This is a genomic window from Hymenobacter siberiensis, from assembly GCF_018967845.1.
Lineage (GTDB): Bacteria > Bacteroidota > Bacteroidia > Cytophagales > Hymenobacteraceae > Hymenobacter > Hymenobacter siberiensis.
Map to the genome: position 1 here is coordinate 2646774 of NZ_JAHLZZ010000001.1, position 16035 is coordinate 2662808.

Annotated in this window: 11 protein-coding genes and 1 other RNA gene; 5 read left to right on the forward strand and 7 right to left on the reverse strand. The window is 61.4% G+C overall.

What is annotated here, in order from left to right; all coding sequences use genetic code 11:
- Positions 1 to 3: 3 nt before the first annotated feature.
- From KQ661_RS11430 to ffs, 3 genes are all read right to left on the reverse strand, one after another.
- Positions 4 to 207: a fructose-6-phosphate aldolase gene (locus KQ661_RS11430; RefSeq protein ID WP_168675501.1), complete on the reverse strand. Its 204-nt coding sequence runs from the start codon at positions 205 to 207 to the stop codon at positions 4 to 6.
- A gap of 105 nt (positions 208 to 312) precedes the next feature.
- Positions 313 to 969, reverse strand: a complete 657-nt coding sequence (gene fsa, locus KQ661_RS11435) for a fructose-6-phosphate aldolase (RefSeq protein ID WP_168675500.1) — start codon at positions 967 to 969, stop codon at positions 313 to 315.
- Positions 970 to 1142: 173 nt separating this feature from the next.
- Positions 1143 to 1240, reverse strand: an RNA gene (ffs, locus tag KQ661_RS11440) — signal recognition particle sRNA small type.
- 214 nt (positions 1241 to 1454) lie between these two features.
- Here ffs and guaA point away from each other — a divergent pair.
- Positions 1455 to 2990, forward strand: a complete 1536-nt coding sequence (gene guaA, locus KQ661_RS11445; protein WP_168675496.1) for a glutamine-hydrolyzing GMP synthase — start codon at positions 1455 to 1457, stop codon at positions 2988 to 2990.
- Between the two features lie 159 nt (positions 2991 to 3149).
- The gene (locus tag KQ661_RS11450) at positions 3150 to 3890 is read left to right on the forward strand and encodes a type 1 glutamine amidotransferase (protein WP_216727102.1); all 741 of its coding nucleotides are present in this window, start codon (positions 3150 to 3152) and stop codon (positions 3888 to 3890) included.
- A gap of 55 nt (positions 3891 to 3945) precedes the next feature.
- Here KQ661_RS11450 and dgt read toward each other — a convergent pair whose 3' ends face one another.
- From dgt to KQ661_RS11465, 3 genes are all read right to left on the reverse strand, one after another.
- The gene (dgt, locus tag KQ661_RS11455) at positions 3946 to 5334 is read right to left on the reverse strand and encodes a dGTP triphosphohydrolase (protein ID WP_235726966.1); all 1389 of its coding nucleotides are present in this window, start codon (positions 5332 to 5334) and stop codon (positions 3946 to 3948) included.
- A gap of 66 nt (positions 5335 to 5400) precedes the next feature.
- A complete protein-coding gene (locus KQ661_RS11460; protein ID WP_216727103.1) occupies positions 5401 to 8100 on the reverse strand; it encodes a T9SS type B sorting domain-containing protein in 2700 nt (899 codons plus the stop codon).
- 35 nt (positions 8101 to 8135) lie between these two features.
- The gene (locus KQ661_RS11465) at positions 8136 to 11150 is read right to left on the reverse strand and encodes a M1 family metallopeptidase (protein WP_216725942.1); all 3015 of its coding nucleotides are present in this window, start codon (positions 11148 to 11150) and stop codon (positions 8136 to 8138) included.
- 35 nt (positions 11151 to 11185) lie between these two features.
- On the opposite strand from KQ661_RS11465, the gene KQ661_RS11470 reads away from it, so the two are divergent.
- Positions 11186 to 11785 carry a DUF1810 domain-containing protein gene (locus KQ661_RS11470; RefSeq protein ID WP_317196098.1) on the forward strand — a complete coding sequence of 200 codons (600 nt, stop codon included), beginning with the start codon at positions 11186 to 11188 and terminating at the stop codon, positions 11783 to 11785.
- Positions 11786 to 11916: 131 nt separating this feature from the next.
- Here KQ661_RS11470 and KQ661_RS11475 read toward each other — a convergent pair whose 3' ends face one another.
- Complete coding sequence (locus tag KQ661_RS11475; RefSeq protein ID WP_216725943.1) at positions 11917 to 12603, reverse strand: DUF1361 domain-containing protein; 687 nt, start codon at positions 12601 to 12603, stop codon at positions 11917 to 11919.
- Positions 12604 to 12765: 162 nt separating this feature from the next.
- Here KQ661_RS11475 and KQ661_RS11480 point away from each other — a divergent pair, with 162 nt between their 5' ends.
- Entirely contained in the window at positions 12766 to 14583 is a 1818-nt protein-coding gene (locus KQ661_RS11480; RefSeq protein WP_216727104.1) for an ABC transporter substrate-binding protein, read from the forward strand.
- A 147-nt stretch (positions 14584 to 14730) separates the two neighbouring features.
- Positions 14731 to 16029 (forward strand): glutamate-1-semialdehyde 2,1-aminomutase, encoded by a 1299-nt coding sequence (gene hemL / locus KQ661_RS11485; protein ID WP_216688492.1) that lies wholly within the window; start codon positions 14731 to 14733, stop codon positions 16027 to 16029.
- The last annotated feature ends 6 nt before the right edge of the window (positions 16030 to 16035 follow it).

Here is a 16035-nt window from a genome sequence, read left to right on the forward strand (position 1 = left end):
CCGTTACAAATTCAATGGCCGCAATTTGCCGAATTCCAGTCCTGAAATCACCGCCGCCAGCTCTGTTTCCTTGCCTTCGAGGCCGTAACGGTGCAGGTCTTTCAGCGGCCGGTCGGCCCGGAAATAGGCAATGAGCACAAAGGCCTCATCCCGCAGCTGGATATAGTCGGGAATTTTAGCCTTGCCTTTTACTTTGATGATGTACATTCTTCGAGTTATGAGTTAAAAGTTAGGAGTTATGAGTTGGGATTATGAGCGCATTAGCAAGCTGACAACGAACTCATAACTCCTGACATTTAACTCATAACTCAATTACGAATTAACGCGTTTGTGGTCGGCCAGGAACGTGGCCAGGCCCTTGTCGGTAAGGGGGTGGTTTAGCAGCGCCATAATAACGTTGAGCGGGCAGGTCACCACATCAGCCCCAATTTCGGCACACTGAATGAGGTGCGGTACGTGGCGCACCGAGGCGGCCAGCACTTCCGTAGGGTAGCCATAGTTGCTGAAAATCTGCACAATCTGCTCTACCAGTTGCAAGCCGTCGTGGCCGATATCATCCAGGCGGCCCACGAAAGGGGAGACGTAGGTGGCGCCCGCTTTAGCGGCCAGCAGGGCCTGGCCGGCGGTGAAAATAAGGGTGCAGTTGGTTTTGATGCCTTTGTCGGCGAAGTATTTGATGGCTTTCACACCGTCCTTAATCATCGGCACTTTCACCACAATATTGGGGTGGAGCTCGGCCAGCTCCTCGCCCTCGCGCACCATGCCGTCGAAGTCGGTGGAAATGACTTCGGCCGACACGTCGCCGTCTACCAGCTCGCAAATCTGGCGGTAGTGGGCCATCACGTTGTCGATGCCGCGGATGCCTTCCTTGGCCATTAGCGAAGGATTGGTGGTCACGCCGTCGAGGACGCCCAGCTCCACGGCTTCGCGGATTTCGGCCAGATTGGCGGTGTCGATGAAGAATTTCATTTGTTAGCTATTAGCAGTTAGCTATTAGCTGTTAGCCGAAAAGGCCACCAGAAAAGTAACTGACAGCTAACGGCTATCAGCTAACAGCTAATAAAAAAGAATCGGCCCCAAAGCTACTCATTTACACGCTAAAAGCGGAATGAAGCAGCATCGGGGCCGACCGGAAAGGGCAAAAAAAAGCAAGCCAAAATCGCACCGCTACAACCACTTACCCTTGCTACCTTCCGGTCCTGGGGGAGTTCAGCGGGAGCTGGTCGTTCTGACTTGCCGATGCAAAGGTAATGCACAGACCACGGATTAGCACGGATTTAAGCGGATTTCACGCATTTTGTGGGTAGGCCATTGTTAATTGGAGGATAGGTGGTTGATTATGATTGCACTGAGCAGCCAGCAAATTTTCACGGACAAGTCCCTTCTGCCCATGCCGTCCCTGAAATCCGTGGAATCCGCTTAAATCCGTGCTAATCCGTGGTTAGCTTTGCACCATGGAACGACTTATCATCCTTGATTTCGGCTCGCAGTACACGCAATTGATAGCCCGGCGCATTCGCGAATTACACGTTTTCTGCGAAATTCACCCTTATACCCACGCCTCGAAACTCGTTCTCAGCGACGATATTCGGGGCGTTATTCTTTCCGGCTCGCCCTGCTCGGTGCGCGACGCGGATGCTCCCAACCCCGACCTGACCCACCTGCTGGGCCGGGTGCCGGTGCTGGGCGTGTGCTACGGCGCGCAGCTGCTGGCCCAGCAGGGGGGGGGCGAGGTTACGCCGGCCACCATCCGCGAATACGGTCGTGCCCGGCTATCCTCGCTGAACCTGGCTTCGCCGCTGCTGGCTGAGATGCATCTTGAGTCGCAGGTCTGGATGTCGCACGGCGACACCATTCAGCGCCTGCCGATGGGCTACGACATCATTGCCAGCACGCCGGAAGTGGCGGTGGCCGCCTTCAAAATTGAAGGCCAGGAAACCTATGGCATCCAGTTTCACCCCGAGGTGACGCACTCTACCGAGGGCAAGCAGTTGCTGCACAACTTCGTGGTGAACATCTGCCAGTGCGCCCAGAGCTGGACGCCCGACCACTTCGTGGACTCGGCTGTGGAGGCCCTGCGCAACACCATTGGCCCCGACGACCAGGTGATTCTCGGCCTCTCCGGCGGCGTGGACAGTAGCGTGGCGGCCCTGCTGCTGCACCGCGCCATCGGCCCGCGCCTGCACGGCATTTTTGTGGATAATGGCCTGCTGCGGCAGGACGAGTTTGCCACGGTGCTCAAAGCTTACGAAGGCCTCGGCCTGAACGTGACCGGCGTGAATGCCGCTCCCGAATTCTACGCCGCCCTGGCTGGTATTAGCGACCCGGAGGGCAAGCGCAAGGCCATTGGCCGCACCTTCATTGAGGTATTCGACCGCGAGGCGCAGAAGGTGGAAGGGGCCCGCTGGCTGGCCCAGGGTACTATTTATCCCGATGTAATTGAGTCGGTGTCGGTGCACGGCTCGTCTGTTACCATCAAGAGCCACCACAACGTGGGCGGCCTGCCGGAGAAGATGAACCTCAAAATTGTGGAGCCGCTGCGCATGCTCTTCAAGGATGAGGTGCGCGAAGTAGGCGCTGCCCTGGAACTGCCCGCCGATATTCTCAACCGCCACCCCTTCCCCGGCCCCGGCCTGGGTATCCGCATTCTCGGCGACGTTACGCCCGAGAAAGTGGACCTGCTCCAACGCGCCGACGGCGTGTTCATCAACCTCCTGAAACAGCACGGCCTCTACGAGCACGTGTGGCAGGCGGGCGCGATGCTGCTGCCCGTGCAAAGCGTGGGCGTGATGGGCGACGAGCGCACCTACGAGCGGGTGGTAGCCCTGCGCGCCGTAACCAGTGTGGACGGCATGACCGCCGACTGGGCACATTTGCCCTATGATTTCCTGGCGGAGGTGAGCAACAAGATTATCAATCAGGTGCGGGGGATTAACCGCGTGGTTTATGATATTTCGAGCAAGCCACCGGCTACTATCGAGTGGGAGTAGAGCATAATTGCTCGATGAATAATAAAACGTCATGCTGAGCGTAGCCGAAGCATCTCGCGTGCCATGGTAATCCAATCGAAAGGGTTTACTACCACACGCGAGATGCTTCGGCTACGCTCAGCATGACGTTCTTTTTTACATTTCTAATTTACCGTAACCATGCGCTTCCACTGCCTGCAACACCTGCCCGATGAAGGCCCCGGCCACGCGGCCGACTGGCTGGAGGCGCACGGCCATACGCTCACCTACACCAAGCTATTCGAGCCAAATCCGGAATTTCCGGCTTTGGCTGACTTCGATGGCCTGCTGATTCTGGGCGGAGCCATGAGCGTGCACGACGAGGAAAACCTGCCTTGGATGCGGGCGGAAAAGGCCTTTATCCGCGAAGCGCTGCGGGCGGGCAAGATTACACTTGCCATTTGCCTGGGCGCGCAGCTAGTAGCCGAGGCGCTGGGCGGGGAGGTGCGGCCCAACCATGCACCGGAAGTCGGTTTCTGGGCGGTGCGGTTTTCGGCGAAATCCTTGGAGCACCCGTTGCTGCGCGGCTGGCCCGAGAAAGCGGCCGTGCTGCACTGGCATGTCGATACGTTTACGGTGCCGCCGGGGGCTATTCGGGTAGGCATGTCGGCGGCGACGGCTACGCAGGGCTTTGTGTGGGGCGATGGCGTCATTGGCCTACAGTTTCACCCCGAAATGACGGTGCCGATGGTGGAGAAACTGATGGCGTTTGAAGGCCACGAGCACGCCGAGGAACAGGAGTTCGTGCAGACGGCAGCGCAGATTCGCGCCAAAATGAAATCGGTGTGGAAGGGGCGTAAGCTACTGGAGACGCTGCTGGAGAATCTGGTGGCGCTGCATGAAAGTGAAATAGCTTCGTTCAACGGCAACCTCACCCCCTGACCCCCTCTTTTTTGGAGAGGGGGTCAGGGGGTGAGGTTGCCGTTGAACGAGGCCGTCAAAAACCCTTCGGCAGCTCAATTCCCTTAATTGTCTTGTATAGGCTCAGCGCGTTCTGGTCAGTCATACCGGCCACAAAATCCGTCAGCAGCAGGATTTTCTCGTAGGCTGAAACACCGGCCTGATGCCCTTCGGCGCGGAACTGCTCCGGCAGCAGCAGGAGTAGCTTACGGCTGCGGTGGCCCTGACTGGCGTCGAAAATGGCGGTGAGGAAGGCGTCGAGCAGGCCGCCGAGGACTTCGAAGCCGGCCGCTTCAATTTCGAGGACTGGGCGGCTGCGGTAGAGCTGGTTGATGCTCAGGCGCTGCACTTCCTGCAAATCGGCCCAGCAGCTCAGCTCTTTGATGAGCGACTGGTCGTACTGGCCGCGCAGGATGGCGGGGGCGTGGTGGGCGAATAGCGTCGCCAGCTCGGCCACCAGCTTGCCGATGAGGCGGGCGCGGATGTAGCCCAGCTCCTCGCGCCAGTCGTGCCACTGCACGCTGCCCACGCGGCCCGCCGGGTCGTTGAGCATGCGCTTGAGCAGCGGCAGGCCGGTTTCGGGCGCGATAAGGCCAAGCTTGAGGCCGTCTTCGAAGTCGATGATGCGGTAGCAGAGGTCGTCGGCTGCTTCAACCAGGAAGGCCAGCGGGTGGCGGTGGTAGAAGCCATTGGCAGCATCTTTCGCAAGCAAACCAAGCGCGGCCGCGACGTGTTGAAAACGGGCGCTCTCGGACTGGAAGTGGCCGTATTTCTTCTCGGAAGCGCCGCCGGTACGGGCGGCATCCGCCACCAGACTCGGCTTGGGATACTTCGTGAACGCCCCCAGCGTGGCATAGGTGAGGCCCAGGCCGGCGGTGCCGGTGCTGTGCGCCGCGTAGGTGTGCGTGAGGATGCGGAAACCGGCCGCGTTGCCCTCGAAATGCTGCAAATCGGCCACTTCGGCGGCGCTCAGCTGCTCCAGAAACGGCGCGGCGGCAGCGCTGAGGAAGTAGCTGCTGATGGCATCCTCGCCGGAGTGGCCGAAGGGCGGGTTGCCGATGTCGTGGGCCAGGCAGGCGGCGGCCACAATGTCGCCGCAGTCCTGGTCGAAGTTGGGGAGCTGCTCGGCCAGGGCCGCATCGGCTTCCATGAGGTGGCGGGCGGCGAGGCGGCCCAGCGAGCGGCCCACTACGGCAGTTTCGAGCGAGTGGGTGAGGCGGGTGTGCACGAAATCAGTTTCGGGCAGGGGCATCACCTGGGTTTTACGCTGCAGGCGCCGGAAGGCCGAGCTGAACACCACCCGGTCATAATCGGCCACGAAGGCCCCGCGCACAGGGGCCGCGCTGGTTGGAGGCAGCTGCTGGTCGGGGAAGCGGCGCTGCGAGAGCAGGCGCGGCCAGGACATGATTGGTTCGGAAGAAGCCATGAATGCGAAATAGCCGTTTAAACGTTATGAGAGAATGAGACTATCGTGACCTGCGCCCTGAGCGCCTTAACGAATAACCTCAACTGTTCCTTTGTACTGACTACCCGTGCCTTGTTGGCGCAGCAGATAATAGTAAACGCCCGCCGCAGCCGTTGCTCCCCAGTCATTGGCGTAAGTAGCTGTCTGATAAACTTGACGGCCCCATCGGTCAAATACCGTAAGCGCCCAGGCCCCCAGCATGCCCTGCGGTGCAAAATAGTCGTTACGGCCATCGCCGTTGGCGGTAACCACGTTGGGAATAACGACGCAGCTGCGGTAGTCAATCCGTCGGCTCGCGGAGCGGCTTTCGCATGGGGTATTGACCAGCAGCGTATAGGTGCCAGCCGAACTCATCCGCAGGGTAGCTCCGGTAGAACCGTCGGACCAGCGGTAGCTTGCCGGGCCACCCGCCAGCGTTGGTGCCATAAGGACCAGCGTAGTACCATCGCACACAGTCGTGTCGCGCCCCAGGGTGAAAGCAGGTAGGGCCGGCACTGTCCGAACGCGGAACGAAGCGGTGGCTGTGCAGCCCGTGGCAAAAGTAGCCACCAGTGTATAGGTGCCAGGCTGGCTTGCTACCATGTTGGCGGATGTAGCTCCGGTGCTCCAGCGGTAGGCCGTAGCGCTGGTGCCGCTGGCCCGCAGTGCCGCTATGCGGCCTGCACATAAGAGTGAGTCGCCCGCAATGGTGACAGTGGGCGCGCTCACGGTCTGGGTAGTTGTGAGGGTGCAGCCGCCGGCAAACGTGGCCACAACCGTGTAGGTGCCGGGCTGGCTGATGGAGAGAGTAGCCGAGGTCGTACCATTGTTCCAGCGGTAGGTGGCCGGCGCGCCGGTGGCCACGGCCACGAGCGTGGTGCGGCTGCTCTGGTCAGGGCAAAGCAGCGTGTTCCCATCAATACGAATAGCGGGCTGAATGACCGTGCGCTGACTGGTCGCCTCGCAGCCCGACCCGTAGCGGGCCGTGAGCGTGTAGGTGCCGGGTTGAGTGACGGAAATGGTAGCGGTAGTAGCGCCCGTGTTCCAGCGGTAGGTGGGCTGCCCGGCGGTAGCGGCCGTCAAGGCAAGCGTTTGGCCGGTGCATAAAACAGTATCGCCCACAATAAGCGGAACAGGCGGTATGAACACCTGTACCGTGTGCCGGGCGGTGTTGGTCTGGCCGCTCGGGAAGGTGGCCGTGACGGCGTAGGTTCCGGCCTGCGCCACGCTAATAGATGGCGATGTAGCCCCGGTACTCCAGGTATAAGTAGCACCCGCCGTAGGTGAGCTGGCGGTGAGTACCAGCTGCCCGCGGTTGCACAAGCGGCTATCTCCGTCGATATACACCATCGGCGAACCTACTTTGACTACCCAATAATCGGATTGGCCACGGTTGGGCTGGGATTTATCACCCGATATCGGGGCGCTGGACGAACTGCCCAGAATGTAGCCACCGTCGGCGGTTTCGTGCACATCCGAAATTACTTCCGGGCCGCTCGCGCCAAAGTCGGCGTCCCATTGCTTCAGCCCATTTGCGTTAAGCTTCACCAGCCAGCCATCCTCCAGGCCATGGCCGGGGGCCGTTTTGTCGCCGCCCGTACCCGAGATAGCGCCACCAGCCAGAATGTACCCGCCGTCGATGGTTTGCTTGGCATCGGCCAGGTATTCGCCACTGGAGGTGCCAAAGGTGCGGTCCCATTGCTGGACTCCGGTGGCATCGAGCTTCACCACCCAATAGTCGAAACCGGTGTAGCCCGTGGGGTTTAGCGGCCCGCGATTAGGTTCGGTCTTATTGCCGGAGATGCCCGACGCCGACGACCCCGCCAGCAAATACCCGCCATCGGCGGTCTGGCTAACGGTGGCAAGGCGTTCGGATAAGGTGCCGCCCACCGTGCGGTCCCACTGTTGGGTGCCCAGCGAGTCGAGCTTGAGTACCCAATAATCGCCATCCGACCCGCCCCAGCACGGCTGCGTCTTTTCGCCCGAAACCCCCGAGTCGCTGAAGCCACCAATCAGGAAGCCGCCATCCTGGGTCAGCGACATATTTTTAAAGCCGTTGTAATCACTGCCGCTGCCGCCGTAGGTTTTGTCCCATACTTTTTGCCCCTGCGCATTGAGCTTTACTACCCAAAAATCGACCCCTCCACGGCTGGGCCCGGTTTTATCGGCTCCCACGCCCGAGTAGGAGTTGCCGCCCAGCAGGTAGCCGCCATCGGCAGTTTGGAGTACGTTGTATAAATAATCGGTGGTAACACCCCCAATGGTACGGTCCCACTGCTTGGTGCCCAGCGCATCAATTTTTATCACCCAATAGTCGTCATAGCCTTTGCTGGGCTCAGACTTATCGCCCGAAATCCCCGAGGAGGAGGAGCCGCCCAGCAGATAGCCGCCGTCGCGGGTGGGCACGATGTCATACAGCTCATCATAGGAGCTGCCGCCGAACGTTTTGTCCCATTGCTTTGTGCCCTGAGCGTCGATTTTTACCACCCAGTAATCCCGTAGGCCCCGGCTGGGCTCGGTTTTATCGCCAGAGAGCCCCGACGTGGTGATGCCCCCCATAATATAGCCGCCATCAGGCGTGGGCCGCAGGATGAAAAGGTGGTCGTCGCCGGTTCCGCCGAGGGTAACATCCCACTGCTTGACGGGCACATTTTGAGCCCGGGCAGGAGTAGCCTGGAGCGCGGCGCATAGCAGTATCAGGCACCAGTGCAAGTGCCTGGCTAGCCGAAAGGTAGAAGAAAGCAGCATGTAGTAGAAAGGGAAATCAGTTTGGGCAAGGGTTGCTACCGCGCCAGCTGCTCATCAAGCTGCCGGAAGGGATTCAGCGTGTTCAGGTTCAGTACGAAGCGGATGCGGTCGGTAAAATCCTGGCGGCTGGCGGGCAGGCCGTTAGCGTATTGTGAGCCGGCCACGGGCAGGTAGAAGCTGAGGATATCGCGCAGCACGGGTACTACCAGGCCGGCATCGTAATAGAGGCGCTGGGCGGGGCGGGAGGTCGATTCGCTGGTGAAGAACCGGTCATGGCTGGCCCCGAAATCGGCAAAAACGGCCAGGTTGGTCACCGGCAAATCTGCCTGAATATTGAGGGTGCTGAGCCATTTGGTATCGGCCACCGGGAGGAATCCTTTGAAGGCACCGTCGCGGTCATCGGTCTGGTGGAGCTGGGCCGTGACGCTGTGCGAAATCTGCTGGCGGTCGAGGAAGGCGGTTTGGCGGCGGTAGTCGGGGCTGCCGCTCAGGCCGAGCACGAACTCGGGGTTGTTGGGCTGCTGCAAAAAGCGACCGCCGAACAGGCGCATCTGCACCTTCTTTTTGGGCGAGTAAAAGCGGAAGTAGCTGGCGCTGGCGCGCAGCAGCACGGCCTGGCGGTTGTTGGCATCGTCGGCGTTGCTGGCAATCATACGGTTGAGGTCTACGGCGGCGCTCCAGCCTTGCAGGGCGTTGGCCTGGGCTACGTGGTAGTCTATGGCCTGGAACACGCCGGTGCGGTTGCGGTCTTCATCGGCCACGATGGTGTTGGCCAGCGTGAGGCGCTGTTGCGGGCCAACGCCCGGCGCGTGGGGCCAAACGAGGCTCACGCTGGGCTCATACTTAACGTAGCGCTCGAAGCGCTGCACGCCGAAGGCAATGGTGGCCTGCCGCGAGAAGTGCTGGGGCAGCACATTCAGCTGGATGCGGCCGATGCCGTTCAGCTCGTTTCGGCTGAAGCTGTACATGGGCATGGCCAGGTATTGCAGGCGCTTGGTTACCAGCGGGCTGTTGTAGAACGCCGCGCCGAGCATGAATTTATCGGAAGTATTAGCCCCCAGTACCGGCAGCCAGCTGATGGTGGCCTTGTCCCAGCGCTCCACGCTGGCCAGCGGGCGCAGGCGGATGGGTGTGAAGCCGGAAGGATGGTCGGCCACGGTGAGGCGGTCGTTGCGGCGGTTGAGCTCGGGCGTGACGTAGTTGGCATCGACCACGAGGGCGGCCACGTTGGGGCGTTTGAAATTGAGCTGGCTGGTAGCTTCCTCGTCGGCGGTGGGGTCGGTGTTGCCGAAGGGCGGCGTCCAGAGGGTTTCGAGCACCCGGCCGCTGGCATCGACCGACGATACCGGCACGGCCCAGGGCGTGGGCGAATCGGTGCGCACCAGCACCTTCACCACATCGTTGAAGCTGGCCAGGGTCTGCAAATCGGCGTCGTAATGCTGCGTATTGGTCATCATACCCTGGAAAAACCAGCCCAGCTTCTGGCCCGTGCTTTCCTCAAACACGGCCTGCATATCCTCGGGGTAGGGGTGTTTGAACTGCCACCGCTCGTAGTGGAGGTGCATGGCCGCGTCGAACCTGGCCTGGCCCAGGTAGCCGGCCAGGTATTTCAGCAGCGAGCCCGTTTTCTGATACACGATGATGCCGTAGTTCAGCATCGTGTAATCGGCCGAAGTGGGGCCCTGCACCGGCTGGTCGAGTCCCCGGCTGGCCATGGCCTGGTAGGGCACCTGGTCGAAGGCGGAGGCCGGCAGGTTCTCCAGGCCAAAGGTGCGCTTCAGGCCCTGCGGCAGCTTATCGAATCCGTGAAACCCTTTGGCCGGCACGGTGTCGAGCGCACTCACACGCTGCTCCACGTAGGTGTTCACGCCTTCGTCCATCCACGGGAAATCCCGCTCGTTCGAGCCCAGGATGCCGTAGAACCAGTTGTGGCCCACCTCGTGCACGATGGCCTCGGGCTGGGTCACGGTCACCATCGGGTATTCCATGCCGGAGCCCGCGCTCAGGGCGCCATCCACGGCGGTGGCGGCCGAGTAGGGGTACTCGCCCACCCAGCGCGAGTAGTAGGTGAGGGCATCGTTCACGTCCTGGAGGCCCTTTATCCACTTCGGAGCCTCTTTATTAGTGAAAAGCACCCACGACGTGACGGTGCGGCCCGAGGGCAGCGTCACGCCGCTTTTCAGCACGTTGAAGCGCTTATCGGCAAACCAGGCGAAATCGTGCACCCGGTCCTGCTTGTAGCGCAGGGTTTTGGTAGTGGCGTCGGAAGCCGGAAATTTCAGGTCGGTGCCGAAAGCCTCGGCGGTTTTTTTGCTGGCGGCAGTGGCGGCCAGGGCATCCATGCGGGCGCGCTCGTCGGGGTTTTGTAGCTCGCCGGTGGCCCCCACGGTGTAGTTGGTGGGCAGGGTAATGGTGACGTCGAACGAACCGAATTCGGAATAGAACTCGCCCTGGTCGAGGTAGGGGATGGGGTGCCAGCCGCGCCGGTCCAGCACCGCCGGCTTGGGGTACCACTGCGTAATTTGGTAGCTCTGCCCCACGTGCCCAAACCGCGAAAACGACGCCGGAATCTTCACCCGAAACGGCGTGCTGATGCTGGCTGTGGCCCCTGCTGCCAGCGGTTGCGGCAGCACCAGCTTGGCAATGTCCGCGTTTTTGGGGTCGAATTCCAGCTTCGCCGACTGGCCGTTTACCTTGAAATCAAGCCCATCGATGAAGCCCCGGTCTTCGGCTTTGGCAAACTGAAACCGGCGCTTGCCGCTGCGCAATTGCTGCTTCGCGAAAGCCGTCGAATTGTCCTTATAAGCATTGGGCCACAGGTGAAACCAGATAAAGGTGAGGGCCTGCGGCGAATGGTTGGTGTAAGCCAGGTCCTCGCGCCCGGTGAGGAAGTTGGTCTTGTCATCGAGCACCACATCGATGGAATAGTTAACCTCCTGCTGAAAGTAGGGGCCGGCTGCTTTGGCGGGAGTAGGCTTGGGCTTGTGGCGTTGGGCCAGGGCCAGGCCGGGTAGCAGGGCCAACAGGCCGAAAAGAAAACGTGTTTTCATGCGGGGTTCCGTGGGGCGGAAGTAGCGCCGCGCCCTTGGGACGAAGCTACGGCGCGGCGGGGGACTGCAAGGGGGCCAAACTAAAAAGTAACGCCCGAACGGCCTGTTCAGCGCTGCCGTACTTGGTAGCAGGAGTCATATTTAGCTTCCCAGAAAAATCCGGTACAAATCCCCAGCTTTCTTATCCATCCAAACTGCTGAATACGATGGCCAGCCAACCTAATTTGCAACGGTTTATCGACGCCCAGTACTCGTCCTACCAAACCGCATTATCCGAAATCAAAAACGGCCGCAAGCGCAGCCATTGGATGTGGTTCATCTTCCCCCAAATCCAGGGCCTGGGCCTCAGCGACACGGCCAGATTCTATGCGTTAGCCGATGCGCAGGAGGCAAAAGATTATCTGGCGCACCCCGTTTTGGGTACCCGGCTGCGGGAAATCTGCCAGGCACTGCTCAGGCTGGCTTCCAGTGATGCCCACGACATTTTCGGCAGTCCCGATGACCTGAAACTCAAGTCTTCGATGACGCTGTTTGCGTCGGTGAGCAGTAGTTCGGTTTTTCAGCAGGTGCTGGATAAGTTTTATGGCGGGAATCAGGACGATAAAACCTTGCGCATCCTGGGCTCGAAAGAATAAATTCAAAAGGTATTTCGCGACTGGTTGCAGTAGGGGCGGGGCTTGCCCCCGCCCGGTCGTTGAACGGAAGCGTTGCTGTGCCCCCCCCCCAATGACAGGCGACGACAGGCCCCGCCCCTACACCGCTCAGCTTACTGCTCCTGCTCCTGCGTCCTCCCCAGCAACCGCACCGTGCCGTAGCCCATTAGCAAAAACACCCCAAAAACCAGCGTCACGCCCCACGTTCCGGGAAAGGAGAACGGGTGCAAAATCCGGTTCACAATATCGAAAAACAGCGTGAGCGGGTTGGTGAGAATATCCCAGGAATTGAAGCGCAGGTAGCGGCCCAGGTAGATGCCGAAGCTGCTGAGCAGCAGCGCCACCGTGGCAAACGCCCAGCCCACCCCAAAGCCCAGCCGCTGCTGCACCAGCCGCTGCATGTCGGAGAGGGAGGCGTAGGCCAGCATCAGGCCGTTCCAGGCGCAGCTTAGAATGAGGGCGAGGTCGTACCAGAGCGGCACGCCGGGGCGGGTGTCGAGGTGGAATAAATCGGTGAGAATATAGGGCGCGTTGGGAAAAAACAGCAGCCACGCCGCGCCCACCGGGAGCAGAATGCGGGCTTTTAGCGGCCCCTTGGCCGTGCTAAGCATGGTGCTGATTGCGAAGGGAATGACGGCCAGAAATAGATTCCAGATGAGGAACAGGAAGGTGAGCCGGCCCGTCATCAGCACGCGGCCGGCCACCAGCAGAATGCTCAGGGTCACGGAAGCGGCCAGCACAAATACCAGCGTGAGCCGGGCGCGGGTGAAGGGCTGGCTGGAGAGGGTGGTTGCTTGCATAAGGTTAAAGTTACGGCCGAAGCGCCGTGCAGCATAGCCCCAATGCTACGCTAGTTCCGGCCCGAACGACAACGCATGGCCCGGCGGGCTGCGTGCCCGCCCCCGGCATTTATGGCTAATTTTGCACGGCTTACCACAGGGGCAAGCGTGTTTTCTGGTTCAATGACGTTCATTCCTTTGCTGCGGCGGCCGCTCCGGTGGCTGGCAGCCGGCCTGCTGCTCACCAGCCCCGCGCTGGCCCAAACGCCGGCCCGGCCCCAACCCGCCGCCAGCCCGCCGCCCGCTAAGCCGCAGCCTGTCAAGCCGCAGCCCGCTAAGCCGCAGGCCGCCAAACCCAAGCCCACCGCCGTGCCCCCGGCCGAAGCCAACGTGCGCTACCGCAGCGGCAAAATCCAGCTCGACCAGGGCAACTACGCTGCCGCCCTCACGCAGCTGGAACCGCTGGCCCAGCCCACCGCCCGCTTCGCCCGCGCCGCCGATGCGGCCTACCTGGCCGCCGTGGCCAACGCCCGCCTCAAGCAGTGGCCCGAGGCCGAGCAGCTCCTCAACCTGCTCCGCACCGAGTACCCAACCTACCCCAACCTGCCCGATGCGCTGTTTTTGCAAGGCCAGGTTTCGTTTGAGCAGGAGGATTTCGACACTGCCCTTAAAGCCCTGGCCCAGCTCCCGGCCGATAAGCTGGGCCCCGAGCGCGAGGCCATGAAGGCCACCTACCTGCCCCGCATCAAGGAGCGCAACACCTGGCAGCGCAACCTGCGCCGCTACCCCGACGATGCCACCCTGGCCCGCGCCTACGCCGACCACCTCATCGCCGGCGGGGCCTACACCGATGCCGACCGCCCGCAGCTCGACGAGCTGATTGCCAAATTCAGCCTCGACCGCACCCGCTACACGCCGCGCCCCCGGCCGGTTTCGGTGAAGAAAACCAGCTATAACGTGGCCGTGCTGCTGCCCTTCGAGCTGAGCGACCCCAGCTGGCAGACCGTGCGCAAAAACCAGTTTGTAATCGACCTCTACGCCGGCCTGCGCCTGGCCCAGGACAGCCTCCAGCGGGCCGGCCGCCCCATCCAGCTCTTCGCCTACGACACCGGGGCCGACACCCTCACCCTGAAGCAAACCCTGGCCCTGCCCGAGCTGGCCGGTATGGACATGCTCATCGGCCCGGTGTACAAGTCGGGTGCCAAGCTGCTGAGCCGCTACGCCCAGGAGCACCAGATTATCTGTGTAAACCCGCTGTCGCAGGACGGTGATTTGGTGCTCGATAATCCCTGGCACTACCTGTTTTCGCCCAGCTCGGCCACGCAGGGACGGGTGGCGGCCCAGTTCGCCCTCAACGCTTTCGGGGCCGGCAAGCCCGGGCTGGTGCTGTACGAAGACAGCAAGGACGACGCCGACTTTGCCACCGCCTACAAGGCTACGTTTGAGGAGCAGGGCGGCAAAATCAGCGCCCTGCGCCGCTTCAATCCCGATGTGGACGAGAGCCTTGCGGCCGCCTTTGCCGGGCCGGAGCTGGCCGCCGCCAGCCACGTTGTGGTCGTGTCCGACAACCGCCGCATCGGGCCCTACGCCCTGCGGCTTGTGCAGCAACAGCCCGCCGCCACGCGCCCTGGCCTGCTGGCCCCCGGTTCCTGGCTCGATAATCCGCGCCTCGACGTGAGCCAGCTCAATGGCCCCACCACCTACTTCATTCAGCCCAAATACTACGATGAGCAGGGGCTGGGCTACCGCCGGTTCCGGCAGCTGTACTTGCAGCGCCAGCACCTGCCACCGTCGGTTTTCGCCAACCAGGGCTTTGAGTTGTTAATGTATTTTGGCAACGTCCTGTCTCAGTATGGGTCCGACTTTCAAACCAGTCTATCAACTGCTCCGCCCGCTACGGGTGCCATTTTCGAGGGCGAAAGCTACTCCGGCGGTGCCCACGACAACCAGGTGGTGCCCATCGTCAAGCTCATCGGCCTGGAGTACCAGGTGATGCGCTAAACCAATTTGTAATTGATAAAAAGTTATGCTGAGCGCAGTCGAAGCATCTCGCGTGCAGCAGTAAATAAATCGTGACAACGATGCGAGCGAGATGCTTCGACTGCGCTCAGCATGACGTTCTGAACCGACTCAACCAAATTACATTACATGCTCAATCTCACCACTTCCGCTACCCTTTTCGAACGGGCCAAAACCCTTATTCCCGGCGGCGTAAACTCGCCGGTGCGCGCTTTCCGCTCGGTGGGCGGCTCGCCCGTGTTCATGCAGAGTGCCCACGGGGCCTGGCTCACCGACGTGGACGGTAACCGCTACGTCGATTTCATCAACTCCTGGGGGCCCATGATTCTTGGCCACGCGCCCGATGTGGTGCTCGATGCCGTGCGCGCCGCCCTGCCCAACTCGCTCAGCTTCGGCGCACCCACGCACCGCGAAGTGGAAATGGCCGAATTGATTCGGGAAATGGTGCCCGGCGTTGAGAAGGTGCGTTTGGTAAACTCCGGCACTGAGGCCTGCATGTCGGCCATCCGCGCCGCCCGGGGTTATACCGGCCGCGACAAAATCATCAAGTTTGAAGGCTGCTACCACGGCCACGGCGATGCTTTTCTGATTGCCGCCGGCAGCGGCGCCCTCACCGCCGGCGAGCCCGACTCGGCCGGCGTGACCCGGGGCGTGGCCCAGGATACCCTCACCGCGCCCTACAACGACCTGCCCGCCGTGGCGGCCCTCATTGCTGCCAACCCCAACCAGGTGGCAGCCCTCATCCTGGAGCCCGTGGTGGGCAATATGGGCCTGGTAATTCCCGCCCAAGGCTTCCTGGCCGGCCTGCGTGCGTTGTGCAACCATCACGACATCGTGCTCATTTTTGATGAGGTGATGACCGGTTTCCGCCTTGCGCCGGGCGGTGCGCAGCAGCTCTACGGCATCACGGCCGACATGGTGACGCTGGGTAAAATCATCGGCGGCGGCCTGCCCGTGGGCGCTTACGGCGGCCGCGAAGACATTATGAACTGCGTGGCTCCGGCCGGCAAAGTGTACCAGGCCGGCACGCTTTCGGGCAACCCCATGGCCACCGCCGCCGGCATGGCCCAGTTGCGCTACCTGCACGAGCACCCCGAGCTCTACACGGCGCTCGAATCCAGCAGTACCCGCCTCGCCGACGGCACCCGCCAAATTGCCGCCGACCTCGGCCTGAACTACACCGTGAACCGCGTGGGCTCCATGTTCAGCCTGTTTTTCACTTCGGAACCGGTCAACAACCTCGACGATGCCAAAAAGTGCGATACCGCCGCTTTCGGCCGCTATTTCCACGCCATGCTGAACCGGGGCATCTACCTCGCGCCCTCGCAGTTCGAGGCCTTGTTCGTGTCTACGGCCATCACCGACGAGCTGGTGGAGAAATACCTGGCTGCCTGCCGCGAGTCGTTGATAGAGGCGCATAGCTTGTAACGCACG

Bases quoted from the DNA above. Each gene is read 5' to 3' on its own strand.
- KQ661_RS11450 (WP_216727102.1), top strand. From the start codon at position 3,150: ATGCGCTTCCACTGCCTGCAACACCTGCCCGATGAAGGCCCCGGCCAC.
- hemL (WP_216688492.1), top strand. From the start codon at position 14,731: ATGCTCAATCTCACCACTTCCGCTACCCTTTTCGAACGGGCCAAAACC.
- KQ661_RS11430 (WP_168675501.1), bottom strand. From the start codon at position 207: ATGTACATCATCAAAGTAAAAGGCAAGGCTAAAATTCCCGACTATATC.
- dgt (WP_235726966.1), bottom strand. From the start codon at position 5,334: ATGGCTTCTTCCGAACCAATCATGTCCTGGCCGCGCCTGCTCTCGCAG.
- KQ661_RS11465 (WP_216725942.1), bottom strand. From the start codon at position 11,150: ATGAAAACACGTTTTCTTTTCGGCCTGTTGGCCCTGCTACCCGGCCTG.
- KQ661_RS11480 (WP_216727104.1), top strand. From the start codon at position 12,766: ATGACGTTCATTCCTTTGCTGCGGCGGCCGCTCCGGTGGCTGGCAGCC.
- fsa (WP_168675500.1), bottom strand. From the start codon at position 969: ATGAAATTCTTCATCGACACCGCCAATCTGGCCGAAATCCGCGAAGCC.
- KQ661_RS11475 (WP_216725943.1), bottom strand. From the start codon at position 12,603: ATGCAAGCAACCACCCTCTCCAGCCAGCCCTTCACCCGCGCCCGGCTC.
- KQ661_RS11460 (WP_216727103.1), bottom strand. From the start codon at position 8,100: ATGCTGCTTTCTTCTACCTTTCGGCTAGCCAGGCACTTGCACTGGTGC.
- guaA (WP_168675496.1), top strand. From the start codon at position 1,455: ATGGAACGACTTATCATCCTTGATTTCGGCTCGCAGTACACGCAATTG.